Genomic DNA, 24,807 nt, shown 5'->3' on the forward strand with positions numbered 1-24,807 from the left:
GTATCAAAATAGAGGAATGATATGAGTGGTTAGTTGGTTGCTTATACGTATTGTGCCCCGATGCCTCGATGATGATCAAGCTGTGGTCTGCTGACAAAACAGTTGATAATGAATAGATGTTTATATTGGGATAGGGCCATACCGAAAAAGGTTAGGATGCTGGGGAAGATGCATGCAGAGGGTCTTTCCTTATTTCCGCGGACAAACTAATATCCCATTTTAGACTGCCTTCATCGGCAGTATTTTTATGTGTATTTCGTATGATAATTTCACCTTGTGGCCAATGTCTGTGAAAATATGGCATGTTTGCTTTCTGTTATTTATATAGTAGCAATAACGGGAACAGCTGAACTCTGTGCTATGAGGTGATGATGTTGTGGAGAGCCGGAATGAAGTGGATGCTGCTCATATTAGGGAGCCTGATCGGGGCCGGATATGCGAGCGGTCAGGAGATTTGGCAGTTTTTTGGGGCGGAAAGCGGCCTTGCTATTGTGTTGTTTACAATCATGTTCATTTTCACGTCTTATATTGTGATGAAAATCAGCTTTAAGGTTCAATCCACTCATTTTCTGCCGGTTCTGGAACATTTGATGGGACCATGGCTGGCGAAAGTTTATGATGTCCTCATCATTTTCTATTTGTTTTCGACGACTATGGTGATGATTGCCGGAGGCGGTGTGACACTTCAAATGTACAAGCTTCCTTTCTGGTGGGGAATCGCGCTGATTTGCATTGTGACAGTGTGTTTGTTTTTCTGGGATGTGAAAGGAATATTATCAGTGAATGGCATTTTAATACCTGTTTTAGTAGCGGGGCTGCTGTATGCGCTGATTTCCTTTCAGAGCACGCATCACCATACGTGGACGATTGATTTGACTCGGCAGTATAACTGGCCTGCAAGCATTACCTTTACCTCTTTAAACATCCTTTCAGTTGTCGCGATTTTATCCTCAGTTGGGAAAGAAATGAAAGGACTCGGAGAAGCGAAGATTGCAAGTGTGGCAAGCGGACTTTTTTTTGGCGTGATCTCTTTTGTTTATAATGAAACGTTAGTGGAGCTGGCTGGCTCCCTTTCTCAGTTTGAAATACCGTTGTTCGCTGTTCTGGAGGGTGCGCCTTATCTTCTTTTTTTATGTATGACAGCGGTGCTGTGCCTGGCGATTTACACGACGACGGTAGCAGGGTTGCTGGGGCTGTCCAGCCGGCTGATGGCGTTTGTTCATTTGCCGAGATGGATGATTGTGTTGATTCTATTAGCGTTGATGGTGCCTTTTACTTCTTTCGGCTTTTCTGATTTGATCGCGTTTTTGTACCCGATATACGGGATGCTGAATTTGTATTTGTTGGTTTGTTTGCTGTTATATCCTATTTTGAGTAAATGGAAATAAGAGGATCTCTCTCTTTTCGGATATCTTGATTGCTCTTATGATCAGTTTTTTTGTACAATAGATACAGCAGTTTATGAAAAGAGGTGAAGGGTCTTGGCGGATAAAGACTTTGGCCTGAATGATGTTGTAGAAATGAAAAAACCGCATCCATGCGGCGCGAACAGCTGGAAAATTATACGCATGGGAATGGATATTCGAATTAAGTGTGAGGGATGTTCTCACAGTGTGATGATTCCGAGAAAAGAATTTGAAAGAAAACTAAAAAAAGTACTAATTAAGCATGAGGAGCCTACTTCGTAAAAGGCTGGCACTCATGCTTTTTCATATAGAAGGTAAGGAGAAGACGGCGATGAGCAAAGTGCATCAGTCAGCATGTCCGCTGAATTGCTGGGACAGCTGCGGCTTTTTGGTGACGGTTGATGACGGAAAGGTAACAAAAGTGGACGGAGATCCGAACCACCCGATTACGGAAGGCAAAATCTGCGGCCGCGGCAGAATGCTTGAGACAAAAACAAATTCGCCTGAGCGGCTTCGCTATCCGATGAAAAAACAAAATGGCGAGTTTGTGCGGATTTCCTGGGAGCAGGCGCTAGATGAAATTGCCGATAAGCTTCGGGAGATCAAGGAAACGTCAGAAACGACTGCTGTTTTGCACAGCCATGATTATGCCAATAACGGTTTGTTAAAAGCGCTAGATCAGCGTTTTTTTAATGGATATGGCGGCGTGACTGAAATTGTCGGGAGCATATGCTGGGGCTCCGGTATCGAGGCGCAAAGCTGGGATTTCGGACGTTCATATGGGCACGGCCCGCTTGATATTTACAACAGCAAGCATGTTGTGGTGTGGGGAAGAAATGTATCGAGAACGAATATGCACTTATACCATCATTTGCAGCAGGTAAAGAAAAAGGGTGCCACGCTTACAGTGATTGATCCGATCTTCAACCCGACTGCCAAGCTTGCAGACCGCTATATCTCTGTAAAGCCTGGAATGGATGGATGGCTTGCGGCGGCTGTGTTGAAGGTTCTGATTGAGACAGGAAGAACGGATGAGACGTTTATTTCTGAGCACTCTGTCGGTTTTGATGATGTAAAAGAGCTTTTGGACAGCGTTTCTTTAGAGGAGTTTATTGTGAAAACAGAAACTTCAATGGAGGAGCTGGAGTTTCTGGCTGGTTTGTATGCTGACGGCCCGGTGTCCACCTTTATGGGGCTTGGCATGCAGCGATATAAAAACGGCGGCGAAACGATTCGCTGGATTGATGCACTCGTTGCGGCAAGCGGAAATGTTGGAATCAAAGGCGGCGGCGCAAATTTCGGGAATGTCCAGGTTGGGGAGAGCTTTGCAAAAACGAAGCTGACACTGCCGGAATTAAAAACAACGTCGCGTTCGTTTTCAATGATGACACAGGCTGAAGAGGTGTTGACGGCTTCTGATCCAGCGATTGAGATGATCATTGTGACGTGCGGGAACCCGCTGACTCAGGTGCCGAATACCAATAAGGTAAGACAAGCGTTTGAAAACGTGCCAATGACGGTGGCGATTGATTCTATCATGACAGATACGGCAAAGCTGTGTGATTATGTGCTGCCGACAGCCACTGTTTTTGAAGAAGAGGATATCTACTATTCTAGTATGTATCATCATTACGTTCAGTACGGGAAGAAGCTTGTGGAGCCGCAAGGGGAAGCGAAGCCGGACAGCTGGATTTGGTCAGAGCTTGCAAAACGCCTCGGATTTGGTGAGCTGTTTGAATACAGTACTGACGAGTTTTTGGAGATGGGGCTTTCTTCATTGGAAACTGAGGATGTGACACTGGAGCGATTGAAAGAAAAAGGGCACCTCCCTCTTCCAGTTAAGCAGGTGCCATGGGATGATTATAAGTTCCTGACGCCGAGCGGCAAATATGAATTTACTTCGTCGCTAGCTGAGGAAAAAGGATTGAGCGGTTTGCTTCAATTACATGTGCCTGAAGAATCTGTATTCCATAATGAGGAGTTAGCTGAAAAGTATCCTTACACACTTTTATCAATTCACCCGCAGCGCTCTAACCATTCGCAGCATGTGCCGTTTATTGAAAAGCTTCAGCACATTCAAGTGGATATTTCTCCGGATATAGCGGCTGAGCAGAATCTTCAGGACGGAGACGAGGTTGCTGTCTTTAATGACCGCGGGCGCTTGGCGGGCAAGGTGAAAGTGATGAAGCAGGCTCATCCGAAGACGATTAATATAGATGAAGGCATGTGGGCGGCTTTTGGAGGTTCAGTCAATGCGCTTACAAATGATACAAATTCCGATAATGGCATGGGAAGTACGCTTTTTGACTGTTTAGTAGGCTTGAAAAAAGCATAATCAAAGGGATTGGCAGGCTGAAAATGCAGTTTTGTCAGCTTGTCTTTTCCAGTGAACCTCCTTATAATTGCTCTAGGTTCAAAATACGTTTATACAATGATGGTTTTATATAGAGGAGATGAAAGAATGGCTTTAACAGCTGGAATTGTTGGTTTGCCAAACGTCGGGAAATCAACACTATTTAACGCAATTACTCAGGCCGGTGCCGAATCAGCCAACTACCCGTTCTGTACAATTGATCCGAACGTGGGAATTGTAGAAGTACCCGACGAACGTCTGCAAAAGCTGACTGAGCTGGTCAAACCGAAGAAGACTGTGCCAACTGCTTTTGAATTTACTGATATTGCAGGTATCGTGAAAGGCGCATCCAAAGGAGAAGGGCTCGGAAATAAATTTCTTTCCCACATTCGCCAGGTTGATGCAATTTGCCACGTTGTCCGCGCTTTTTCTGATGACAACATAACACACGTTTCCGGAAAAGTTGATCCGATTGATGACATTGAAACGATTAATCTTGAACTGGTTCTCGCGGACATGGAAACGGTTGAAAAGCGGATTACACGCGTCAGCAAACTTGCGAAGCAAAAAGATAAAGACGCTGTGTTTGAGTTTGAGATTTTGTCTAAACTGAAAGAAGCGTTTGAGAACGAAAAGCCAGCCCGTTCTGTTGAGTTTACTGACGAGCAGCAAAAGCTTGTGAAACAGCTTCATTTACTTACATCTAAGCCTATTTTGTACGTAGCGAATGTGAGCGAAGATGAAGTGGCTGATCCGTCTGACAATGAGTATGTAGCGAAGATTCGTGAATATGCTGCCGGCGAAAATGCGGAAGTTATCGTTGTGTGTGCGAAAATCGAATCTGAAATCGCTGAGCTTGAAGGCGAAGAAAAGCAAATGTTCCTAGAGGAGCTGGGTATCGAAGAATCAGGCTTAGATCAGCTGATCAAAGCATCTTACTCCCTTCTAGGCCTTGCAACATATTTCACAGCAGGTGAACAGGAAGTGAGAGCTTGGACGTTCAAAAAGGGCATGAAAGCCCCTGAGTGTGCAGGAATTATTCATAGTGACTTTGAGCGCGGCTTCATTCGTGCTGAAACTGTTGCTTATGAGGATCTTCTTGCGGGAGGCGGCATGGCAGGAGCCAAAGAAGCAGGAAAAGTCCGTCTCGAAGGAAAAGAATATGTGGTCCAAGACGGAGATGTCATTCATTTCCGATTTAATGTATAGGATGCAGTTGTAAAGGGACAAGAGCTTTGGTATAATATAAAATTGTGAGTAATAGAATTATTGCTCCTTGCCCATTATGGGCCGCTTAGTCCAAAAGGAGGTGCAAACAGATGAGAAAGTACGAAGTTATGTACATTATCCGCCCAAACATTGACGATGAGTCTAAAAAAGCAGTTATCGAACGTTTCAACAACGTTCTGACTTCTAACGGTGCGGAGATCACTGGAACAAAGGATTGGGGTAAACGTCGTCTTGCTTACGAAATCAAAGATTTCCGCGACGGTTTCTACCAAATCGTAAACGTTCAATCTGAAGCTGCGGCAGTTCAAGAATTTGACCGTCTAGCTAAGATCAGTGACGATATCATTCGCCACATTGTTGTTAAAGAAGAAGAGTAAGCAATATTGAAATATATAATGGTAAAAGGTGGTCTTTCTTATGCTTAACCGAGTTGTATTAGTCGGAAGACTGACAAAAGACCCAGAGCTTCGTTATACGCCAAACGGTGCGGCTGTTGCTACGTTTACTCTTGCTGTGAATCGTACTTTTACGAACCAGTCCGGAGAACGTGAGGCCGATTTCATTAATTGTGTCACTTGGAGAAGACAAGCCGAAAACGTTGCAAACTTCCTGAAAAAAGGGAGCCTTGCAGGCGTAGATGGCCGTTTACAAACAAGAAATTATGAAAACCAGCAAGGACAGCGTGTCTTCGTGACCGAGGTCCAAGCTGAAAGTGTTCAATTTCTTGAGCCGAAAAACGGCGGCGGTTCTGGTTCAGGTGGATACAACGAAGGAAACAGCGGCGGAGGCCAGTACTTTGGCGGAGGCCAAAACGATAATCCATTCGGCGGAAATCAAAACAACCAGAGACGAAATCAGGGGAATAGCTTTAATGATGACCCATTTGCCAACGATGGCAAACCGATTGACATCTCGGATGATGATCTTCCATTCTAATGTGATTATCGCCTAAAATGAAAAAGAAAGGAGGGAAATGACAATGGCAGGAGGACGCAGAGGCGGTCGTGCGAAACGCCGTAAAGTGTGTTATTTCACTTCTAACGGTATCACGCACATCGACTACAAAGATGTAGATCTTCTTAAAAAGTTTGTTTCTGAGCGCGGTAAAATTTTACCACGTCGTGTAACTGGAACAAACGCTAAATACCAACGTAAATTGACTGCAGCGATCAAACGCGCTCGTCAAATGGCTTTACTTCCGTACGTAAGCGGTGAGTAAGCTGATACGTAAAGAGCAAGGGCCTTCGGGTTCTTGCTCTTTTTTATAGGGGGATGAACATGAAGCTGATTTCTTGGAATGTAAACGGCCTGCGGGCTGTCATGAGAAAGATGGACTTCCTCTCTTATTTGAAAGAAGAGGATGCAGATATCATATGTCTTCAGGAAACGAAGATACAGGCCGGCCAGGTTGATCTTCAGCCTGATGGCTATCATGTGTATTGGAATTATGCAGTAAAAAAAGGATACTCTGGCACGGCTGTTTTTTCAAAACAAGAGCCGCTGCGTGTCATGTACGGTATCGGAATAGAAGAGCATGACCAAGAAGGCAGAGTGATTACGCTGGAGTTTGAAAACGTGTTTGTGATGACCGTTTACACGCCTAATTCTAAAAGAGGATTGGAGCGGATCGATTATCGTATGCAATGGGAAGAGGCTTTATTATCATATATCCTCGAATTGGACAAGAAAAAACCAGTCATTTTATGCGGTGATTTGAATGTAGCGCATCAGGAAATTGATTTGAAGAATCCAAAGGCGAACCGGAATAACGCTGGGTTTTCAGATCAAGAAAGAGGAGCATTCACTCGTTTCTTGGAAGCTGGATTTATTGACTCCTTCCGTCATGTCTATCCAGATCTTGAAGGCGCTTATTCCTGGTGGTCGTACCGTGCCGGCGCCCGGGACAGAAATATTGGATGGCGCATCGATTATTTTATTGTTTCTGAAAGGCTTAAGGAACAGATTGAGGATGCCGGCATATCAGCAGACGTCATGGGTTCCGACCATTGTCCTGTTGAACTTATGATCAATATATGATGTGATAGCAGTAAGGATTTTACACTTACTGCTTTTTTATTTGAAAAAGGAGAAAGAGATGGCAAACATAAAAGAGATTGCGAGACTGGCAAATGTATCTGTTTCGACTGTTTCACGTGTATTGAATCATCATCCGTACGTGTCTGAAGAAAAGAGAAGACATGTTCATCAAGTCATAAAGGAATTAGATTACACACCAAATCGAACTGCAATCGATCTCATTCGCGGGAAAACCCATACGGTCGGTGTGATTCTGCCTTATAACGACCATCCCTGCTTTGATAAAATCATAAACGGGATCACCAAGGCGGCCTTTCAGCATGAATACGCAACGACCCTCCTCCCCACCAATTATAACCCCGCTATTGAAATCAAATATTTAGAGCTGTTAAGAACGAAGAAAATAGATGGTCTCATTATTACATCCCGTGCCAATGACTGGGACAGCATTATCGCTTATCAGGAGTATGGGCCGATCATCGCTTGTGAGGATACCAGCGACATTGATGTGCCTTGTGCGTACAACGACAGAAAGACTGCTTATGCAGAGAGCTTTCGCTATCTAAAGAGCCGCGGACATGAGAATATCGCTTTTACGTGCGTCAGAGAAGCCGACAGGAGTCCGAGCACCGCTGATAAAGCTGCGGCCTATAAAGCCGTCTGCGGGACCCTGGAGAACCGTCATATGCTGTCCGGATGCAACGATATGAATGACGGTGAGCGGGCAGCTAAACACTTTTATAATAGCCGACAGGTTCCAACGGCTATTTATGCAAATAGTGATGAAGTGGCAGCTGGAATTCACGTATTTGCCCAAAAGAATAAATGGGATGTTGAAATCATCGGTGAGGGGAATTCTTCTATCAGCCGTGTTCTCGGTTTTCCGTCGCTTGATTTGAATCTTGAGCAGCTCGGCATCGCAGCATTTTCCCTATTTTTGCAGGATGAACCCGTTGATATTAAAATTCAGCATCAATTTGAGAAAAAGGCTTGAACTGAAATGCATTTCATACCTTATAACTTCAGTGAAGGTGAAGGAGGAGGAAGACATGCGGATTGAACATACAGCGATCTGGGTCAAAGATTTAGAGCGAATGAAGTCTTTTTATGAAACGTATTTTAATGGCGAAGCGAATGATTTGTATCATAATGAGAAAAAAGATTTTAAGTCTTATTTTATTACGTTTGATTCCGGAGCAAGGCTGGAAATTATGAATAAAGGGAATGTGACTGACCCGCCTTCACAAACAATGACAGGCTGGGCACACATTGCCTTTTCCGTTGGAAGCCGGGAGAAGGTTGATGAACTGACTGATCGATTGAAGAAGGATGGTTTTGCAGTAGTCAACGGCCCAAGGACAACCGGAGACGGCTACTATGAAAGTGTGATTGAAGATGATGAAGGGAATTTGATTGAGATTACAATTTGACATCGCGGAAACCCCGCGAGGAAGTTGAGGAAATGCAGTGAGATCAGTGCGGCAGATCCGCACTGACTTTTTTTTAAATCTGTTTTGCGTTCGTATTAGGACCGAAGCAAATTAACAGCAAGGAGCACGCGAGCCAGCATCCGCCGATAAATAAAAAGACGCTGACATAGCCGAGCTGAACAGCGATAAACCCGACAAGCAGTGAGCCGAAAATGTTTGAAAAGCGGCCGAGGCCATAGGCTAAACCGCTGCCGGACGAACGGTATTCAGTCGGATAAGGTTCTGACGTATAAGCGTATAAGTTCGAGGTGAAAACCCGTTCCGTGATATTCACGATAAAGCCAAACACAATGATCATGATCGGAATAAAAGTCATGCCGTATAAGAGACCGGCGATGGCTGTCAGAAACGCGCTGGCGGCTAAAATCCATTTTCTTTGAAATCTTTCAGAAATCATTGAACCGAGCAGTGCGCCCAGCGGAGCGCCGACGGAGTGCAATACGTTATACCACAACGTATTTTCCATGGTGACGCCATTGCTTTTTAACAGGCTTGGAACCCATGAGGCAAATCCGTAAAATCCAAACGTTTCAAAAATCCATACAGCAGATAAAACGATGGTGATTTTGAGGTTTCTTCCTTTCAATAATCCTGCGTAACCAGCATGTTTCTGAACAGTTTCACTTACTTTAGGCTGGGCTGGTGCTGGAAGCGGGCCTTTCTCCTTTTCAACCTGTGCTTCAATACGGTTGAGGATCGCATCGGCCTTCGCATATTCACCGCGATTTTCATGCCAGCGAGGTGATTCTTCCAGCCGGCGGATGAAGAAAAAATAAATAAGGCCGACGGCACCCCATACAAACACAAGCCTCCATCCCCATGAGCCGAGTGGAATGACAAAGGCAGACACAATATTGGTAATTGGAACGCCGATCAATCCAATCATGGCACAGAAAGATATATATTTTCCGCGGACACTGGAAGGGAAAATTTCCGCCAAATAGCTATTGGTAATGACCATGGCGGCTGCGACGCCAAACCCGGTGAGAAAACGGAATATCATTAAAGACGGGATGTCCCATGCTGCGGCATTGCATAGCGATGCAATTGAGAAAACAAAGACAAATAGATTTAAGGCTTTTTTTCGGCCAATTCGATCCGACAGCCTTCCTCCTAATGAGGCGCCTAAAAACATGCCTAAAAACGAAGCCGCTGTTACATTGGCAATGGTTGAAAGCGGGATGCCCCAATGTTCAATCAGTGCCGGCGCTACATTGCTGAGGGTAAATAAATCTGCAAGATCGAAGAAATAAACAATGCCGAGAGCGGTTAATACTTGGAAGTGAACACGCGAAATCGGAAGGCGGTCTAAACGATTCGCTGCGTTTGAGAAAGGATGTGTATTTTTCTGTTTAAAGATCGTATTCATAAAAAACCCCCTTTTGAGTAGTGAGAAAAGACTGAAAATTCCCCTCTTGTGAATATTATAAGTATCTTGGTTCATTGGCGACAGAGTTCAAATCACTAGATGGGAGAACTAAATTCACACTTTTTTTGTCATTTTGGCTTAAAAGATTTCCAAAATAGTAGATTCATAGGCCAATTTATGCAAATATATAGGAATATTCTCATTGAAAGGAAGAGACATAGAAGGAATGAATTCATTTATCCGTCCTCTAGAAGGAAACAATACGTTGTGGAGATACTTTTTCTCCTTTTTGGTGATGGTAGGGTTATATCTATTCGGGAATATTGCTTACCTTTTCGCTATACTGTTTACGGTTATTGTGAATCCCGATATCACGTTTGATCTGGATGAAGCTGTGCTGAGTGATCCTCTGGTTGATCTTTATTTGTCCCATGTCATTTATTTATTTGCGATTCCAGGAGTATGGCTGGCTGTGCGTTTCATTCTGAAACGGCCTTTCCGAACTGTGATTACACCAAATGCAAAGATCAATTGGCGGAGAATTTTGTTTGGCTTTATTGCATACTTCTTGCTGATGATCGCCGTACAATTAATTGATTTTGCGATTCACCCTGGCAGCTATTCAATGCAGGAGTTTGATGCATCACGGTTTATTTGGCTGTTAGCGGCCGCCCTCATTTTGGTTCCGTTTCAAACATCAGCTGAGGAACTGTTTTTCAGGGGATTTTTGCTTCAGGCTTTCGGAAGAGTAACGAAAAACCCTCTGATCTTGACATTGATTGTCGGAGGATTGTTTGGCGTATTGCATTTTGCTAATCCAGAAATGAACAACGGCGCTGTCTGGGCAGGAATTGAGTATTTAACATTTGGTTTTGTGTGGACCTATTACACGATTAAAACAGGGAGTATTGAAATATCACTTGGCGCCCATGCCGCCAATAATATGTTTTTGTGTATGTTTTTCACAGAAAAAAACAGTGTGTATGGAGGAATACCCTCTTTATTTACGGTTACGCGGGGGAACCCGATGTGGGAGGCTTTATTTACGATAACGGTCAATCTTGTTTTTGCGGGGATCGCGTTATGGTACCATAAGAAATCAAAAAGCAAGCAGCAAGGAATTTAATCCCTGCTGCTTATTAATGTTTGGATGGCTTCTTCAATATTTGTTGTCGGCTGCTGGCAGGCGAAGTTTTCACAAATATACACGGTTGTTTTGCCGTCTATGATGCGGTAGTCTGCCGCGAAGGGGGCAATGTCTTTGCATTGATCAGGATGCTCCGCCACCAGAATGGAGTCGTTGGGCTTAAAGGCTTTTTGAAGCTCCGCTATAATTTGTTTTCTGGCTGGATCGTCTGCGCTGCCAAAAATAACGATTTCTTTTTTAGGCATCAGATGCCTTAACACACTTTGCATAAAGAAAGCATGGCCGCTCGGATACGCGTCGATGTCCGGCTTGAATACGGAAAACATCGTTTCTGCTTTTTCAATCAGTGATAAGTCGCCTGTGACTTGTCCGAGACGCAGCAGCTGAACGGCTGCCACACTGTTTCCAGAAGGCACGGCGCCGTCGTACACTTCTTTTTCCCGGACGATTAAGGCTTCTGCATCGTGTCCGGAAAAATAGAATCCGCCATGCTCCTCATCCCAAAATAAGCCGATCATATCGTCTGCCAGTTTCTTCGCTTTTTGTAAATAAGAAAGATCAAACGAAGCTTCATAGAGATCCAGATAGGCCCATAGAAGAAAAGCGTAATCATCGATAAACCCTTTGTTCTTCACTTCACCGTCGCGATATCGGACCATCACACGGCCGTCGATGATTAAGTTGTTTTCAATAAATGTGATAGCGTCCTTCGCTAGGCTGAGGTATTTCGGTTTCTGGTATACCTTTGCCGCTTTAGCAAGACCCGCAATCATCAGCGCATTCCATGAGGTCAGCACTTTATCATCGACATGCGGATAGGTTCTTTCTTCGCGAGTCTTCAAGAGCTGTTGTCTTGCGTTTTCAAGCTTGAGGCGGAGCTCTTCCTCGGTTAACCCGGCATCTGCTTTGATTTGTTCCCGCTTTGTGTGAATGAGGTTCGGAATATTTTTGCCTTCAAAGTTTCCTTCTTCAGTAATGTCATACACTTGGCAATACAGCGTTCCAAGATCGTCTCCGAGCGTTTTCAGGATTTCATCCTTTGACCACACGTAGTACTTTCCTTCTTCTCCTTCTGTGTCCGCATCTAAAGCGGAGAAAAAGCTTCCGTCTTCATGGGTCATTTCCCGCTGGATGAACGTGATAATCTGCTCGCAAATCTTTTTATAGCGCTTATTTTGTGTTACCTGATAGGCTTCTGTATAAGCAGTCAGCAACAGCGCATTGTCGTACAGCATTTTTTCAAAGTGGGGAACGAGCCACTCATCATCAGTTGAATAGCGGGCGAACCCATAACCGATATGATCGTAAATGCCGCCATTCGCCATGCTGTCCAGCGTTTTCGTCACGTTGTATAGAGCGTTCTCCTGCCCCGTGCTGTGTTCATAACGAAGCAAATACATCAGCATATGAGGCATCGGAAATTTGGGCGCCTGCCCGAAACCGCCGTAGATCGTATCAAATCCGCTGGCAAGCTGCTGAAATGTCCGGTGAATTGCAGACTCGCTAAGGCCTTCGCCTGATTTTGCGGCTGTTTTGGTCTGCAAGTGCTTAGCGGCATTTTCTGCAATATCCTCGACATGCTCACGATCGTTCGCAAACGTCTCAGACAGATGCTCAAGCACATCAACAAAGCCAGGACGATTGAATTTACTCGTCTTTGGAAAATATGTACCCGCGTAAAACGGCTTCTGATCAGGCGTAATAAACACATTCAGCGGCCAGCCGCCCTGCCCGGTCATCAGCTGGCAGATTCTCATATAAACAGAATCCACATCAGGCCGCTCTTCCCTGTCGACCTTAATCGCCACAAACCGTTCATTGAGAAGACGTGCAATTTCTTCGTCCTCAAAGCTTTCGTGGGCCATGACATGGCACCAATGACATGTCGAATAGCCGATGCTGACGAGAACCGGCTTGTTTTCGCGTTTTGCTTTTTCAAAGGCTTCTTCTCCCCAGGGGAACCAGTCTACGGGGTTGTGGGCGTGTTGAAGTAAGTATGGTGATTTCTCAGCGATTAATCTATTGGGTTTATTTTTATTTGGCATGGGATCACCTTCTTTCTGAATTTATCTAAAGATAACATACCACATTTTATTTATTTAATTCTCCTTTTCCAAAAACTGCCTAAAATCATGAATGAAAAGCGTTATAAAACCAATATAAAAATCGTAAATTGAAAAGGAGACTTAAGATGGAACTTATTTTTCATTATGGGTTTATTGCTGGTTCGCTGGCATGGGAGTATTTTTTAACGAGAAAACGAAGATATGTGTATTACAACCAAACACTTTTCAATAGTTTTACACCCTGTGTTATTTCATCCAAGTCGAGATGAGCGAAACCTAACTTTATGATTGGTCTATTAGGATTTCTATTAACGAAATAAATGTTAGTAGGATATACTTTTACTCCATACTTTAAAGCACGTTGGATTAATCTTTCTTCTGAATAATTAATTTGTAATTCCTTTTTCCTGCATTATTTTTTCTAACCCGCTTATGAGGCTTTGTCCAATCCGTACTTACGGTAAGGTTTTAGGATGCAGATTCTTTCCAGCTTAGCTGTATGGCCAACGACGCACACACGGCCTGTGTCAACAGGCTGATTTTCATAATATGCCAAGATATTTCTGACACTGATCTTGGAGCGTATCAAATTCATCAAACTCACCGGATTCAGTTACATGTTGCTCCTCGATGAATACCGTTCTTCTAATATCTAAAGCAATGTGTAAATCACTTTCAGTTGTTATTCTTTTTATATTCATTATTCCATCCATCCTTTTCTGTATGAGTCTGGACTGTACAGCATGCATGTGGTCTTATAATAGTAAGGGTAAAATAATTTTGTTGTAATTGCAACAAAAGTACGTGAGGGGTTTTAGGAATGAATGACATTTTGCGAGAGATCGGCATGATAGCAAGAGCGCTGGATTCCATAAGCAATATCGAATTTAAAGAGTTGGACTTAACTAGAGGGCAGTATCTCTATCTTGTACGTATATACGAAAATCCGGGAATCATTCAAGAAAAGCTGGCGGAAATGATAAAAGTAGACCGAACAACGGCCGCACGGGCCATTAAGAAGCTTGAAATGCAAGGGTTTATTCAAAAACAGCCGGATGAGAAGAATAAAAAAATAAAAAAGCTGTTCCCGACTGAGAAAGGAAAAAAGGTTTATCCGTTGTTAAGAAGAGAAGGAGAACATTCCACGGAAGTGGCCTTGTCGGGTTTTACACCTGAGGAAAAGGAAACAATCTCTGCACTTCTATACAGAGTCAGGAAAAATATAGAACGTGATTGGGAAGATGTGAAGAAGGGGAACAAAAGGGATTATTAATGGAAAACGTAACAAGTCGGGCTGATCCTGGCGAGAACCGTCCTGCTGGAGTATAGGAACATTTTCAAGATAATCTGCCTTGAAAATGTTCTGTTCACGTAAAAGGAATCCCTTCTGTTTGCTGTAAAAACTTTAAAGTCATTTTCATTCATTTTCACTCATATACTCATTCCCCCACGTCCTCATGGATGCAATAATGGGAGAAAGCTTTTCACCGAGTTCGGTTAGGGAATATTCCACCTTCTTGGGCACAGTATGCTCTACTTTTCTCTTCACAACACCATCTGCTTCCAGTTCTCTCAGCTGCAGCGTCAGCATTCTTTGTGTAATGCCTGGTATGAATCGTTTCAGCTCATTAAACCGGACTGTTTTCCGAGATAGAATATCGATGATGATTCCTTTCCATTTTCCGCCGATAATATGCAAAGTCATTTCCACAGGACAAGCCTTTTTTACTTCTGCACTGCAAGCGGTAAATCCATTTAACCGGTTTCCCACACCCGTCACCTCGCAAAGTAAGTTACAAAAATGTGCGTCCTTACATATCTAACTCAGATGTATTACAGTAATGATATCAAAAATTTCCAAAGGGAGTGATTTGCATGAACTTGAGACAACTATCAGAACATGTCTTTCAATGTGAATTTGAGCTTGATGTGCCCCTTCGCGTCCCGGTTCATACCTGGTTTATCAAAGATGGTGATGATGTTTATATTGTTGATACGGGGATAGAACGTTTTGCTGATGCTCAAATTAGGGCAGCGTTAGCGATCGGCAATCCAAAAGCCATTTTGCTTACTCATGGCCACATCGATCATATTCAAGGGGCTTCAAAGTGGCTAGAGAGATTTGATCTTCCGATTTATGCGCATCAAAAAGAACTCGTGTATATCAATGGAGAAGCGCCATATCCGAACAAAAATGAATTGGAGCATACAGGGGTAGCCCATATTGTCCAGCCGCTGACGGAGCAAACGCTGGCTCACTTGCCTCTGCAATATTACTTAACACCCGGACATTCCCCGGGGCATGTCGTGTATCATCATCAAATCGATCGTATTCTATTAACAGGAGATCTTTTTACGACAAGTAAGGAAGCTTTACATCCGCCTGTCAGAAAATTCAGCATCGATATGAATGATAATATCGATAGCGGCGCAATCATAGATGAAATCAAACCAACACTCATTTGCTCTTCACATGGCGAAGAAATTCTTTATAACGAAGAGTTGTATAAAAGCTATGTGTTAAGGTATAGGGACTAACCAAGTAAAAAACATACCAATCAATATTGGTTTGTGCAGAGAAACTTAAACATACTCAGAAAATTTTAATGAGGTTCTGATCAGGGTTTCTTATATAAACAAGTCAATCGGGCCGAAGAGAGCTACAGTTATCTTATGAAGAATGGCATACGCAGCTTTCAAACAATGGAGCTGTGGAGTATTGAAGCGATCAAACAAACGTCACGAGCGGCCTGGATTTTCTGTTTTGCCTCATATCACCGTGAAAATCCTTCAACATGCTGAAATCTTTGATCTGATTTACTCTCATCTGTACTTAAAAAGAAGAAATGGCAGCTGCCTGCCGCAGAGGCTTTTGCGGAGCTTGTTTTACATTTGATTTGTGAGTAAAGGAGTGAGGATCAGGCTCACTCCTTTTCTGTTTACACTGCAGCTGTGAACTTTGGTTTTACAAATCTCATAAAAATCCCTCTAACTAATGGACCCATAATCAGTAATTGCAGGGGATAAGCCAAGATGAAATTTTTCAATACAATCATCAGGTAAGCGCTGAAGAGGCTGTCCCCGTTAAGTCCATTTGATAAAGCTGCTGTCACTAAACCGAACACAGACATACAAAGCACCATGCCGATCACCATACACGTTGACATGGCGAGGATGACATATATTTTTTTAGACTTGTCGAACGGCAAACTGAATGCAATCTTTTTGGCAAGGGGACCCACTAACAGTAAATCTAACAGCAGTGCGACCATAAAACCGATGACCATTTCGAAAACCGTCACCAGTGAAAAATCCTTAATGGCTCCGTTGATGATAGCGTTGTAAATCGACATGATGCAGACCATTCCAAAGCACATCATCACGCCAAATATCAGACCTTCTTTTTTATTTGTTGGCATACAATCAATCCTTCTCTCCATAATCGGTGATTAGTATACCAATGAACCACTCATGCTCATAAGTGACAAAATTGTGAACAATTTATAGGCGGGAATCATCTTTTTTTATCATCAGTACATGCGGAATGCCGTCGAGTATAAATTCTTCTGATGCTGTCTGATAGCCTAGCTTTTCATAAAAGCCTGCCGCTTGTGTCTGGCCGTGCAGTTTAAAGGCAGAAATGCCCTGTTCTTTCACAATGCGTTCTAACGCATCGACGATTACTTTGCCCAGCCCGAGTTTGCGATAGGGTTTCAGAATACAGATTCTTTCCAGTTTCCCCACCTGATCGACGATACGGACACGGGCAGTGCCAACGGGTTCATTCTCATGATAAATGAGGATGTGCCGGCAATCTTCGCGGAGTGTATCGAACGCATCGAATTCGTCGGAAACGGGGCAGCCTTGTTCCTCTACAAATACTGTTTTTCTGATTTCAAACGCTGTATGTAAATCATGTTCTGACGTGATTTTTTTGATATTCATGCTTGAATCCCCCTACTCAGAAAAATGGCTGATCACATATTGTTTAAAGGTCTCAGCAACCGGTGATAAAAACCTGCCTTTTATCCAGGCAATTCCTATGACACGCTGACATTCCGGCCAGCTGACGCGGATTTTGGTGATTTTGCTTTGGTCTAAGCCTTTCAGGTCTGGGAGAATAGATATGCCCAGACCGGCTGCCACAAAACCTGCGGCAGTAGCTGCTTCTTCTCCTTCAAACATAATGTTCGGCTGTATATTGGCCTTCTCAAACAGCTCATCGACCGTCATCCGAAGCGCGTAGCCTTTTTTCAATAAAATAAAACGCTCCCCGGAAATCTCATTCAGGGTAATGCTTTCGCGACTGGCTAATGGGTGATCATTTGGCACAAATACAAAGAGTTCTTCACTCCACAGCTTGATCCATTGGATCGGATCTTCAGGCTTAATCGAAGCGAGGAGACAGAGGTCCAGATCCCCGGATTTTAATCGTTCAAGCAGCCAATAAGAGTGGTTTTGCTTCAGCTGGAAGGCAATGTTGGGGTATTCCTGCTGAAAGGAGCCGATGAGATCGGGCACGAGCATGGTGCCTAATGTATGTAAAAAACCGAGAGAGACTATGCCTTGGTCTGGCTTTAATAAAGCTTGGATTTCTTCTTTTCCTTCGGTGTACTCCTTCATCATCGCCTGAACCCGTCGCAAAAAAATGTGTCCGTATTGATTTAAGCTGATGGATCGTCCTTGCCTGTCAAATAGCGAGACGCCCAAATGATTTTCCAGCCTGGCGATAGAGCGTGAAAGCGCAGGCTGTGTGATGGAGAGGCTTTTTGCGGCTTTCGTGACGTGCTGTATCCGGGCCAGTGTTTGAAAATATTCAAGTTGTTCCCATTCCAATTATCATCCCTCCTTATTACATATAAGCATGAAAAGGATATTTTATATGCATTATACAACATATATCAACGGTGCTAAGATAATAATATAAACAGACTCGAGGATGTTTGAAGTCGGAAGAAATAAAGGATGATTGTTTATGAATGGCAGTGCTCCACAACATGATGAGGGACCGATAAAGTCCCGATGACATACATTCAAAAAGGCACACCGGTTTTTCGAAAAATTACGTTTGCTTTCTTCGCTGCGGGTTTCAATACATTTGCAATTCTATATTGCGTACAGCCGCTCATGGAGGAATTCACGAGGGAATTTCATGTAACGCCTACTGCGGCGAGTCTTTCTTTATCTGTTACCACAATGCTGTTAGCTGTGAGCATGCTTGTCTTTGGTTCATTATCCGAGGTGTGGGGGCGCAAGCCGATTATGGGTATTTCCATGCTAGCCGCATCGGTTCTTTGTCTGGCATCGGCCTTTAGTCCGAACTTTCATACGCTGCTCGTATTGAGAACCATTCAAGGCGTGGCGCTCGCAGGCCTTCCATCGATTGCGATGGCTTATCTTGGGGAAGAAATTGAACCTGGAAGTCTTGGATCAGCGATGGGGCTATATATCAGCGGAAATGCAATCGGCGCCGTTTTCGGAAGGATCGTTTCCGGGCTCCTGAGCGAGTACTTGAATTGGCATATGGCGATGGGATCAATTGGTGTCATTAGTTTGATTGCTAGTGTTATATTTTTTATAAATTTGCCGCCATCCAGGCATTTTACGCCAAGAAAATTGAAGCTCGGGAAATTGGGAATGTCTCTGATCGGCCACTTGAAGGACCGAAAACTATTCAGCTTGTTTCTCATTGGTTTTTTGCTGCTCGGAAGCAATGTTGCCTTGTTTAATTACATTGTGTATGTGCTGTTGGGCCCGCCGTATTCGCTTAATAAAGCATTTTCCAGCTGGATCTTTATTGTGATGATTGTAGGCATTTTCAGCTCGTCTTTCATTGGAAGAATGGTTGATCGGTATGGCTATCCGAAAATATTGGTGATGAATATTTTCATCGTCATTGCAGGTGCTTTATTCACGATAAATAGTATGCTGGCAGTGAAAATTCTGGGGATTGCCCTCTTTACTTTCGGTTTTTTCGGAGGGCATTCAGTTGCCAGCAGCTGGGTGGGACGGAGAGCCCTTCACAACAAAGCACAGGCTTCATCGCTGTATTTGTTCTTTTATTATGCCGGTTCAAGTGTTTTCGGAACAATCGGAGGGCTATTCTGGTCTGGTTTTCATTGGCTGGGCGTTGTCGGTATGATCACCTTCATGCTGCTGATTGCGTTATGGCTGTCGGGATACTTGGCAAGAAGTGCGAAAGTGCCGGATAAAAGCAACGAAAAAGGATTCAATTGATGACAGCAAAAAAGGACCATAAGCGGGTCCTTTTTTATTTCCAATGGGCAGGGATTCGTAAAGACGGCGGCAGCTTTGTGTTTGCATCGCCGTTTGCGGCATTTACCTGTGCCTGCGTCAGAAAGATGCTTCCGGTCAGGTCGGCTCCGCTGAGATCAGCGTCTCTCATATCTGCACCGATAATGTCTGTCATTCTCAGATCAGCCTTTCTCAAGTCGGCGGCTATGAGCAGTGCCCCTCTTAGGTTTGCTCCTCGCAGATCAAGCCCTTTCAGTTTTGCGCCGATCAGGACACTTCCCCGGCTGATTTTTTTCGGCAGTTTTGTATTACGTGCTTGGGCGCGCACCAGCTCACTCGTTTTTAACAGCCATTCATTGACTTCAGCTCGGTGCTCGTGCACCTGCAGTGCCAGCAGGTTTTCCTTGCTGAGTCTGGTGAGCTTGTCTATTTTTTCGAAACAGGTTCGCAGCTCATGATGAATCGGTTTAGCTATATCTATCGAAAGGGCTTCATGTAAGTACCAGAGCATTTCATGCAGCTGCTGTATGATAGGAAAAATGTCAAACATCTCGTTGGCCGTTTCCGGGTTGGTTCGCCAATCCTTTCCCTCTTAAGTGATTTGGGATACCTTCTGGCCAGCGCCAAAGCATTCGTATGCAGAACAGCCCCGAAACCCTTTTTCTCTAAGATCTTTATGTATCGAACATTGATAGTTTGATTGTAAGTTGCGGCATGGCGTGCCCCCGTCCTTATCAAAAGCAAAATCCGCTGATTTCGCATAAGGCAAGGCAACGCAGCACAGGCCAAAACAATGCTGGCAATCCGCTCTTAAACTATGATGTGTATTGTCATGTAACGTTACTTCCGCAGACAATATCGTCCACCCCTTCACTTGGGTACTTTGTTAAATATATCTATTTGATTATATAGGAAATAGGAATGCTTTTCATTTTGTTTTTACGGTTTCAGCAGGTAAACAATGTAAAATATATTCAATCGGCAAGAGAGAAATCAAAAAAGCATGTAATAAGACCGCGAACGATTTCAATCATCATATTGTCCCGACACAAGGGGAAATGATCCTCCTGGAAGCAGGTGACACGGTACTCGTCCTTTCTCAGACACTGCTTGATTCGGATAAAAAGGACTCCGAGTATGCGATGGAAAGAAGGGCGACCTATGTATTTAAGAAGAATGCGCAAGGCGAGTGGCTTTGTGTAATCGATAACTCATATGGTACGGATGTAATTGGTGTGTAAGATATGTCTTTGATGTGCCATTCCTGCATATAATGATTCATTCAGCTGATTAGGGAAGGTGACACAATTGAATGTGTATGACATCAGAATGGCTCCTTATTGGTTTTATGAAAGCAGAGGACTTGTTCAACATCCATACGTATTTCGGCAGCCTGTCTCCTCACGTGCAATCATTGCATCTACTCGCGGCGATGTAACGGGTGACGGCGTTATTGACGAGGTCTTTTTAACTGGCAGCCAAATGTCCGGAAGCCCTTTATGGAGAAATATCACATTGGTGATCCGTGATGGCAGAACCCGTCAGGAACAGCGAATACAGCTCCAAAACAATATGGGATACAATCCGTCTCTTATTCTTGGGGATATGACAGGCGACAAGATTGATGATGTGGCAGTGGTAATAGACACCGGGGGAAGCGGGGGCGCTATATATGCGTATCTTTTTGTCTATCTCAACCGGCAGTTCAGGCAGATTTTCAATTCGGATGTGTTTAATAATGAATTTAAGTACAGTGTGAGTTATCAAAATCAGTATAAAGCAAATGTCATCAGCCACCATCAAAACGAAACGTATACCCTTGATCTAACTTACAAGGGAAGGGAATATTTGAATGAGATTTATACCAGCCAGGGTGTGTTGAAAATGCCAATAGAAGGCTGGGTGAATCCTCTATCCGGCTTATATCCAGTTGATTTTGACAGAGACGGCACATACGAACTTGTGGCGTATCAACGAATCGCCGGGAGGTATAACGCTGACTCGCTGGGATATGTCCAAACTGTATTGAAATGGAACGGGCGGGGATTTTCGTATGACCGCCAGAATGTTTCAATTTTCGGGAGCAGCCTAACGTAAGATACATGTATGCAAAAAAGAGTGCCTTTTCAGCAAGCACTCTTTATTCCAATTTAATTCGTTTCACATCCCCTAATACAAACACATAAAAAACCAATCCCAGCAGCAGCACAAAACCGGCTACCAGAAAGCTGAGCGTAAAGGAGCCTGTCACATCAAACAAATATCCCGTCAGTGACGCAGCAATAATGCCTCCAAACAGGTTGTTTGCCAGGTTCACCATGGAGCTCAGCATAGATACAGAACCGATGGGCGCCAGTTCTGCGGAAATGGACCAGCCGACTGGGGCCGTTGCAGAAATCCCGGCAAGGCCGATTGAAATACAGATAATCGCTACGGTGATATTGTCCGTCAGAATGGAGCCTAAAAAGAAAAAGCCGAAGCTCATTCCGACAATGATCACGGTTCGGTACACCTTGGTGTTAGTATAGCCTTTCTTAATAAAGTAATCGACGAGCCATCCGCCGACCGCGATTCCGGAAATGGTTGAGATCAGCCATGGCACGGCTGTAAATAAACCGGACGACATGAGATCCATTCCGTATGTATGTTTAAAGAAAGTCGGAAGCCAGGTAAGCAGCAGGTTGAACGTATAGCCGTACCCTGTAAATCCGATCATTAAGCCCCATACTTTGCGGTTGGTGAAAAGCTTTTTTAAAAGCGGGCCCGTTTTGTAAGGGATTTGCTCTGTTGTGATGGTATTGTGTTTTTGAATATAGTTTAATTCGCTTTTGGAAATTCGTTTGTGCCGTTCCGGCTGCTCATAATACTGCCAGAAAAAGATCGTAAACAGCACATTGATGCATCCAATCGTCAAAAAGGCGACACGCCAGTCAAATGTGGTGACAAGAAAGGCGACCAATGGCGCTCCGATGACGTTTGAAAACTTGGCGGCCGAATCGAACAGTGAGTTTGCCAATCCCCGCTCACTTGGAGGAAACCAAAGAGCGGTTGCCTTTGAGGCAGCAGGGAACGCAGAGGCGCTCGTCAGGCCAATGAGAAACCGGAACAGATACAACAGCAGTTTTCCTTGTAAAAAAGCAAGAAGGATCGTTAAAAAACTCCATATTGTCATTCCAACCCTCGTGACCCATGCGACCCCAAACCGGTCCAGCAAGCTTCCGACAGGCAGCTGCATCAGTGTATAGGAATAAGTGTATATGGAAAACACGATACCGAGTTCAGTTGCAGTAAGGTGAAACGACTCTTGTATCGCAGGGGCCGCTACTGAGATGGCCACTCGGTCAAAGTAATTTAGAATAATAATGCCGCTAAGTAACGAAGATATGTACCATCTGGTATGCCCAGGCCGTTTCACGCGCTCTTGACTCATGATGAAAACCTCCTCTGTCATAGCATGATCTCCTAATGGAAATACCATTCAAATTTTAAATACCACAGCGCGCTTTTGTGTAAACGGACAGCAGGAATTTGACTGGAAAAGCCCTGTACTTTAAAATGAAAGTAATAAAAATGAACACTCCAAAGGGGAGTAGCTTTCACAGTAAAGTCGTCATTACGGGACAAGGCGTCCTCGGCTTTGCTGGCAATCTAATTGTTAGCGAGACCTTTGCCAAATCTGATTTGGTGAAGGTCTTTTTGTTTCGGAACTTCACCAAATCGGTGGAGTTTTTTCATTTTTATCAAAAAGGGAGAGGAGCGTCAGGATGTCTAAGCTGAAAAAGTGGCTAAAGCGTGAATTGGTGAAGAAAGGGCTACCGTTAGCGAAAGAGAAATTGATTCCGATCTTAAAAGAAAAAATGAAGAAGAAACGATGAGGAGGCTGACGATGAAAATCTTTTTGACTGTTCTTGCCGGAGTGGGGCTTATGAGTGCGAGCGGATGCGGCATGCTTGATCAGGTGAATGACGGTTTGAACTATACGAGCGAAGCAACGGGCTATGTGGAGAAGGTCAAGACTTTTGCAGAGGAGGCGCCAGAATTGGCAGAGAAGGCTGTGAATGACACCGAGGCGAAAGAAAAACTAGAGGCACAGCTTGAATCGATTCAGAAGGCCGCCGCTGATTTTAATGAATTAACACCGCCTGATGCCGCCGCAGAGATCCATCAATCCATTCAGGAGCATAATGAAACCTTGCAGAAAAGTGCTGAAGATGTGCTGAAACAAGTGGAGGAAGGCAAGGTGTCACTTGAAGAATTGGAGCAGTCAGATCTTGTCCAAAATGCAAAGCAAATCACTGATGTGATGGGACAGATTGAAAAGCTTGGCGAATAAGAAAAATTAGAGTAACAGACAAAACCTCACATTTGTTGTCCGGCCTGTGCTCCGACCTTCCTAGACTTCAAGGGTTTAATCACGCTGAAAAGATGACAAAATCCTAAAACGATAAACCGTTTTAGGATTTTGTCAGTAAATATGAAGCATCCCGATGACGGGATGCTTTTTGATTATTCAGCCATTGCGTCTGTTAAGACAGGAACGACTTGTTTTTTACGGGAGACAACGCCTTTTAAGAGGGCTGTATTGTTTTCTAATGTAACGTTGAACGCTTTTTCCACTTTCGCTGCTTCGTTGCCGATCGCAAGCGCCAGTGAATCATTTTCTAAGATGTCTGTGATGACAAGAAGGAACAGGTCAAGGTTCTTCTCAGCCACAACTTTTGAGATCACAGCTTCTAATTCAGCTTGGCGCTTTTTCACATCTTCAATGTCCACTGTGTTCACTTGTGCGATTTCGACTTTTTTGCTGCCGAGTGTAAATTCCTTCGCATCAAGAGAAATCAGCTCTTCCACTGTTTTCTTGCTTAGATCAGCGCCAGCTTTTAGCATGTTCAAGCCGTATTCTTCAGCATCTACGCCAGCGATTTCCGCAAGCTCTTTTGCTGCCGCTACGTCTTGGTCTGTGCAAGTCGGAGATTTGAATAACAGTGAGTCGGAAATGATCGCAGACAGCATAAGGCCGGCAATTTCTTTCTCGATTTTCACGTTATTTTCTTTGTACATTTTGTTTAAGATTGTAGCTGTACAGCCTACAGGCTCAGCACGATAGTAAAGCGGCTCCGCTGTTTCAAAGTTAGCGATGCGGTGGTGGTCGATTACTTCAAGAACCTGAACATCTTCAATGTCCTTGATGCTTTGCTGGCGTTCGTTATGGTCAACCAGAATGACGCCGTTGACTTCGTTTGCAACGGTTTCAACAAGACGCGGGCTTTCTTGTTTGAAATAGTCAAGCGCGTATTGTGTTTCGCCGTTGACTTGTCCAAGACGGACTGGCTCAGCATTGAAGCCGAGTTTGTTTTTCAAATCAGCATAAGCAATCGCAGAACAAATCGTATCTGTGTCTGGGTTTTGGTGTCCGAAAATAAGTATCTTTTCCATGATAGCTCCTTATCCTTT

General features: G+C 44.0%; 25 protein-coding genes and 4 pseudogenes. 18 read left to right on the forward strand and 11 right to left on the reverse strand.

Translation table 11 applies throughout. The features are described 5' to 3' along the window. Positions 1 to 371: 371 nt before the first annotated feature. The 10 genes from MOC09_RS07510 (at position 372) to MOC09_RS07555 (ending at position 8,456) form a co-directional block, all read left to right on the forward strand. On the forward strand, positions 372 to 1,388 hold the full coding sequence (locus MOC09_RS07510; RefSeq protein ID WP_268370070.1) for a hypothetical protein: 1,017 nt from the start codon (positions 372 to 374) through the stop codon (positions 1,386 to 1,388). Positions 1,389 to 1,481: 93 nt separating this feature from the next. Beyond that, complete coding sequence (locus tag MOC09_RS07515; RefSeq protein WP_166846114.1) at positions 1,482 to 1,688, forward strand: DUF951 domain-containing protein; 207 nt, start codon at positions 1,482 to 1,484, stop codon at positions 1,686 to 1,688. Between the two features lie 49 nt (positions 1,689 to 1,737). After that, positions 1,738 to 3,741 carry a molybdopterin-dependent oxidoreductase gene (locus MOC09_RS07520; protein ID WP_268370071.1) on the forward strand — a complete coding sequence of 668 codons (2,004 nt, stop codon included), beginning with the start codon at positions 1,738 to 1,740 and terminating at the stop codon, positions 3,739 to 3,741. 126 nt (positions 3,742 to 3,867) lie between these two features. Continuing rightward, positions 3,868 to 4,968: a redox-regulated ATPase YchF gene (gene ychF, locus MOC09_RS07525; protein ID WP_268358647.1), complete on the forward strand. Its 1,101-nt coding sequence runs from the start codon at positions 3,868 to 3,870 to the stop codon at positions 4,966 to 4,968. Between the two features lie 110 nt (positions 4,969 to 5,078). After that, entirely contained in the window at positions 5,079 to 5,366 is a 288-nt protein-coding gene (gene rpsF / locus MOC09_RS07530) for a 30S ribosomal protein S6 (RefSeq protein WP_268370073.1), read from the forward strand. Between the two features lie 40 nt (positions 5,367 to 5,406). Continuing rightward, the gene (ssbA, locus tag MOC09_RS07535; protein WP_003219228.1) at positions 5,407 to 5,925 is read left to right on the forward strand and encodes a single-stranded DNA-binding protein SsbA; all 519 of its coding nucleotides are present in this window, start codon (positions 5,407 to 5,409) and stop codon (positions 5,923 to 5,925) included. Between the two features lie 43 nt (positions 5,926 to 5,968). After that, positions 5,969 to 6,208 carry a 30S ribosomal protein S18 gene (gene rpsR, locus MOC09_RS07540; protein ID WP_003219224.1) on the forward strand — a complete coding sequence of 80 codons (240 nt, stop codon included), beginning with the start codon at positions 5,969 to 5,971 and terminating at the stop codon, positions 6,206 to 6,208. Positions 6,209 to 6,267: 59 nt separating this feature from the next. Next, positions 6,268 to 7,026 carry an exodeoxyribonuclease III gene (gene xth / locus MOC09_RS07545; protein WP_268370075.1) on the forward strand — a complete coding sequence of 253 codons (759 nt, stop codon included), beginning with the start codon at positions 6,268 to 6,270 and terminating at the stop codon, positions 7,024 to 7,026. Positions 7,027 to 7,084: 58 nt separating this feature from the next. Beyond that, a complete protein-coding gene (locus MOC09_RS07550; RefSeq protein ID WP_268370077.1) occupies positions 7,085 to 8,020 on the forward strand; it encodes a LacI family DNA-binding transcriptional regulator in 936 nt (311 codons plus the stop codon). 55 nt (positions 8,021 to 8,075) lie between these two features. Next, positions 8,076 to 8,456 carry a VOC family protein gene (locus MOC09_RS07555; RefSeq protein WP_268358637.1) on the forward strand — a complete coding sequence of 127 codons (381 nt, stop codon included), beginning with the start codon at positions 8,076 to 8,078 and terminating at the stop codon, positions 8,454 to 8,456. A 73-nt stretch (positions 8,457 to 8,529) separates the two neighbouring features. Here the strand turns inward: MOC09_RS07555 and MOC09_RS07560 are convergent, their stop codons facing one another. Beyond that, positions 8,530 to 9,885 carry an MFS transporter gene (locus MOC09_RS07560; RefSeq protein ID WP_268358635.1) on the reverse strand — a complete coding sequence of 452 codons (1,356 nt, stop codon included), beginning with the start codon at positions 9,883 to 9,885 and terminating at the stop codon, positions 8,530 to 8,532. A gap of 226 nt (positions 9,886 to 10,111) precedes the next feature. On the opposite strand from MOC09_RS07560, the gene MOC09_RS07565 reads away from it, so the two are divergent. Then, positions 10,112 to 11,011 (forward strand): type II CAAX endopeptidase family protein, encoded by a 900-nt coding sequence (locus MOC09_RS07565; RefSeq protein WP_268370079.1) that lies wholly within the window; start codon positions 10,112 to 10,114, stop codon positions 11,009 to 11,011. Here the strand turns inward: MOC09_RS07565 and MOC09_RS07570 are convergent. From MOC09_RS07570 to MOC09_RS07580, 3 genes and pseudogenes are all read right to left on the reverse strand, one after another. Continuing rightward, positions 11,008 to 13,077 carry a thioredoxin domain-containing protein gene (locus MOC09_RS07570; RefSeq protein ID WP_268370080.1) on the reverse strand — a complete coding sequence of 690 codons (2,070 nt, stop codon included), beginning with the start codon at positions 13,075 to 13,077 and terminating at the stop codon, positions 11,008 to 11,010. The genes MOC09_RS07565 and MOC09_RS07570 overlap by 4 nt on opposite strands. 229 nt (positions 13,078 to 13,306) lie before the next feature. After that, positions 13,307 to 13,495 (reverse strand): annotated as a pseudogene (locus MOC09_RS07575) (PLP-dependent aminotransferase family protein); the annotation flags it as partial. Further along, a pseudogene (locus MOC09_RS07580) lies at positions 13,488 to 13,799 on the reverse strand (GNAT family N-acetyltransferase); the annotation flags it as partial. The pseudogenes MOC09_RS07580 and MOC09_RS07575, both read right to left, overlap by 8 nt. A gap of 119 nt (positions 13,800 to 13,918) precedes the next feature. On the opposite strand from MOC09_RS07580, the gene MOC09_RS07585 reads away from it, so the two are divergent. After that, positions 13,919 to 14,371, forward strand: a complete 453-nt coding sequence (locus tag MOC09_RS07585) for a MarR family transcriptional regulator (protein WP_268358632.1) — start codon at positions 13,919 to 13,921, stop codon at positions 14,369 to 14,371. A 144-nt stretch (positions 14,372 to 14,515) separates the two neighbouring features. Here MOC09_RS07585 and MOC09_RS07590 read toward each other — a convergent pair whose 3' ends face one another. Then, complete coding sequence (locus tag MOC09_RS07590; protein WP_311766012.1) at positions 14,516 to 14,869, reverse strand: helix-turn-helix domain-containing protein; 354 nt, start codon at positions 14,867 to 14,869, stop codon at positions 14,516 to 14,518. 104 nt (positions 14,870 to 14,973) lie between these two features. Between MOC09_RS07590 and MOC09_RS07595 the strand changes: the two genes are divergently transcribed. Continuing rightward, positions 14,974 to 15,636: an MBL fold metallo-hydrolase gene (locus MOC09_RS07595; RefSeq protein WP_268370082.1), complete on the forward strand. Its 663-nt coding sequence runs from the start codon at positions 14,974 to 14,976 to the stop codon at positions 15,634 to 15,636. Between the two features lie 129 nt (positions 15,637 to 15,765). After that, positions 15,766 to 16,005 (forward strand): annotated as a pseudogene (locus MOC09_RS07600) (LysR family transcriptional regulator); the annotation flags it as partial. Positions 16,006 to 16,037: 32 nt separating this feature from the next. Here MOC09_RS07600 and MOC09_RS07605 read toward each other — a convergent pair. The 3 genes from MOC09_RS07605 to MOC09_RS07615 all read right to left on the reverse strand — a co-directional run bounded on the left by MOC09_RS07605 (position 16,038) and on the right by MOC09_RS07615 (position 17,934). Next, entirely contained in the window at positions 16,038 to 16,517 is a 480-nt protein-coding gene (locus MOC09_RS07605) for a DUF2798 domain-containing protein (protein ID WP_268358629.1), read from the reverse strand. A gap of 82 nt (positions 16,518 to 16,599) precedes the next feature. Further along, the gene (locus MOC09_RS07610; protein ID WP_268370084.1) at positions 16,600 to 17,043 is read right to left on the reverse strand and encodes a GNAT family N-acetyltransferase; all 444 of its coding nucleotides are present in this window, start codon (positions 17,041 to 17,043) and stop codon (positions 16,600 to 16,602) included. Positions 17,044 to 17,055: 12 nt separating this feature from the next. Beyond that, complete coding sequence (locus MOC09_RS07615) at positions 17,056 to 17,934, reverse strand: LysR family transcriptional regulator (protein ID WP_268370086.1); 879 nt, start codon at positions 17,932 to 17,934, stop codon at positions 17,056 to 17,058. Between the two features lie 186 nt (positions 17,935 to 18,120). Here MOC09_RS07615 and MOC09_RS07620 point away from each other — a divergent pair, with 186 nt between their 5' ends. Further along, a complete protein-coding gene (locus MOC09_RS07620; protein ID WP_268358626.1) occupies positions 18,121 to 19,335 on the forward strand; it encodes an MFS transporter in 1,215 nt (404 codons plus the stop codon). Between the two features lie 34 nt (positions 19,336 to 19,369). Here the strand turns inward: MOC09_RS07620 and MOC09_RS07625 are convergent. Continuing rightward, positions 19,370 to 20,209 (reverse strand): annotated as a pseudogene (locus tag MOC09_RS07625) (pentapeptide repeat-containing protein). A gap of 34 nt (positions 20,210 to 20,243) precedes the next feature. Here MOC09_RS07625 and MOC09_RS20230 point away from each other — a divergent pair. Further along, the gene (locus tag MOC09_RS20230; RefSeq protein ID WP_419901064.1) at positions 20,244 to 20,594 is read left to right on the forward strand and encodes a YybH family protein; all 351 of its coding nucleotides are present in this window, start codon (positions 20,244 to 20,246) and stop codon (positions 20,592 to 20,594) included. Between the two features lie 67 nt (positions 20,595 to 20,661). Beyond that, complete coding sequence (locus tag MOC09_RS07635; RefSeq protein ID WP_268358622.1) at positions 20,662 to 21,450, forward strand: hypothetical protein; 789 nt, start codon at positions 20,662 to 20,664, stop codon at positions 21,448 to 21,450. 43 nt (positions 21,451 to 21,493) lie between these two features. On the opposite strand, the gene MOC09_RS07640 is transcribed toward MOC09_RS07635, so the two are convergent. Continuing rightward, entirely contained in the window at positions 21,494 to 22,804 is a 1,311-nt protein-coding gene (locus tag MOC09_RS07640) for an MFS transporter (RefSeq protein ID WP_268358621.1), read from the reverse strand. Positions 22,805 to 23,239: 435 nt separating this feature from the next. Here MOC09_RS07640 and MOC09_RS07645 point away from each other — a divergent pair, with 435 nt between their 5' ends. Next, positions 23,240 to 23,686 (forward strand): DUF6376 family protein, encoded by a 447-nt coding sequence (locus tag MOC09_RS07645; protein ID WP_268358620.1) that lies wholly within the window; start codon positions 23,240 to 23,242, stop codon positions 23,684 to 23,686. A 173-nt stretch (positions 23,687 to 23,859) separates the two neighbouring features. Here the strand turns inward: MOC09_RS07645 and MOC09_RS07650 are convergent, their stop codons facing one another. Then, on the reverse strand, positions 23,860 to 24,789 hold the full coding sequence (locus MOC09_RS07650; RefSeq protein WP_268358618.1) for a manganese-dependent inorganic pyrophosphatase: 930 nt from the start codon (positions 24,787 to 24,789) through the stop codon (positions 23,860 to 23,862). Positions 24,790 to 24,807: the final 18 nt, after the last annotated feature.

This window comes from Bacillus sp. N12A5, assembly GCF_026790125.1.
GTDB lineage: Bacteria > Bacillota > Bacilli > Bacillales > Bacillaceae > Bacillus.

Coding starts and splice junctions, on each gene's coding strand:
- MOC09_RS07510 (WP_268370070.1), top strand. CDS start 372: ATGTTGTGGAGAGCCGGAATGAAGTGGATGCTGCTCATATTAGGGAGC.
- MOC09_RS07520 (WP_268370071.1), top strand. CDS start 1,738: ATGAGCAAAGTGCATCAGTCAGCATGTCCGCTGAATTGCTGGGACAGC.
- ychF (WP_268358647.1), top strand. CDS start 3,868: ATGGCTTTAACAGCTGGAATTGTTGGTTTGCCAAACGTCGGGAAATCA.
- rpsF (WP_268370073.1), top strand. CDS start 5,079: ATGAGAAAGTACGAAGTTATGTACATTATCCGCCCAAACATTGACGAT.
- ssbA (WP_003219228.1), top strand. CDS start 5,407: ATGCTTAACCGAGTTGTATTAGTCGGAAGACTGACAAAAGACCCAGAG.
- rpsR (WP_003219224.1), top strand. CDS start 5,969: ATGGCAGGAGGACGCAGAGGCGGTCGTGCGAAACGCCGTAAAGTGTGT.
- xth (WP_268370075.1), top strand. CDS start 6,268: ATGAAGCTGATTTCTTGGAATGTAAACGGCCTGCGGGCTGTCATGAGA.
- MOC09_RS07550 (WP_268370077.1), top strand. CDS start 7,085: ATGGCAAACATAAAAGAGATTGCGAGACTGGCAAATGTATCTGTTTCG.
- MOC09_RS07555 (WP_268358637.1), top strand. CDS start 8,076: ATGCGGATTGAACATACAGCGATCTGGGTCAAAGATTTAGAGCGAATG.
- MOC09_RS07560 (WP_268358635.1), bottom strand. CDS start 9,885: ATGAATACGATCTTTAAACAGAAAAATACACATCCTTTCTCAAACGCA.
- MOC09_RS07565 (WP_268370079.1), top strand. CDS start 10,112: ATGAATTCATTTATCCGTCCTCTAGAAGGAAACAATACGTTGTGGAGA.
- MOC09_RS07570 (WP_268370080.1), bottom strand. CDS start 13,077: ATGCCAAATAAAAATAAACCCAATAGATTAATCGCTGAGAAATCACCA.
- MOC09_RS07585 (WP_268358632.1), top strand. CDS start 13,919: ATGAATGACATTTTGCGAGAGATCGGCATGATAGCAAGAGCGCTGGAT.
- MOC09_RS07595 (WP_268370082.1), top strand. CDS start 14,974: ATGAACTTGAGACAACTATCAGAACATGTCTTTCAATGTGAATTTGAG.
- MOC09_RS07605 (WP_268358629.1), bottom strand. CDS start 16,517: ATGCCAACAAATAAAAAAGAAGGTCTGATATTTGGCGTGATGATGTGC.
- MOC09_RS07610 (WP_268370084.1), bottom strand. CDS start 17,043: ATGAATATCAAAAAAATCACGTCAGAACATGATTTACATACAGCGTTT.
- MOC09_RS07620 (WP_268358626.1), top strand. CDS start 18,121: ATGACATACATTCAAAAAGGCACACCGGTTTTTCGAAAAATTACGTTT.
- MOC09_RS07640 (WP_268358621.1), bottom strand. CDS start 22,804: ATGACAGAGGAGGTTTTCATCATGAGTCAAGAGCGCGTGAAACGGCCT.
- MOC09_RS07645 (WP_268358620.1), top strand. CDS start 23,240: ATGAAAATCTTTTTGACTGTTCTTGCCGGAGTGGGGCTTATGAGTGCG.
- MOC09_RS07650 (WP_268358618.1), bottom strand. CDS start 24,789: ATGGAAAAGATACTTATTTTCGGACACCAAAACCCAGACACAGATACG.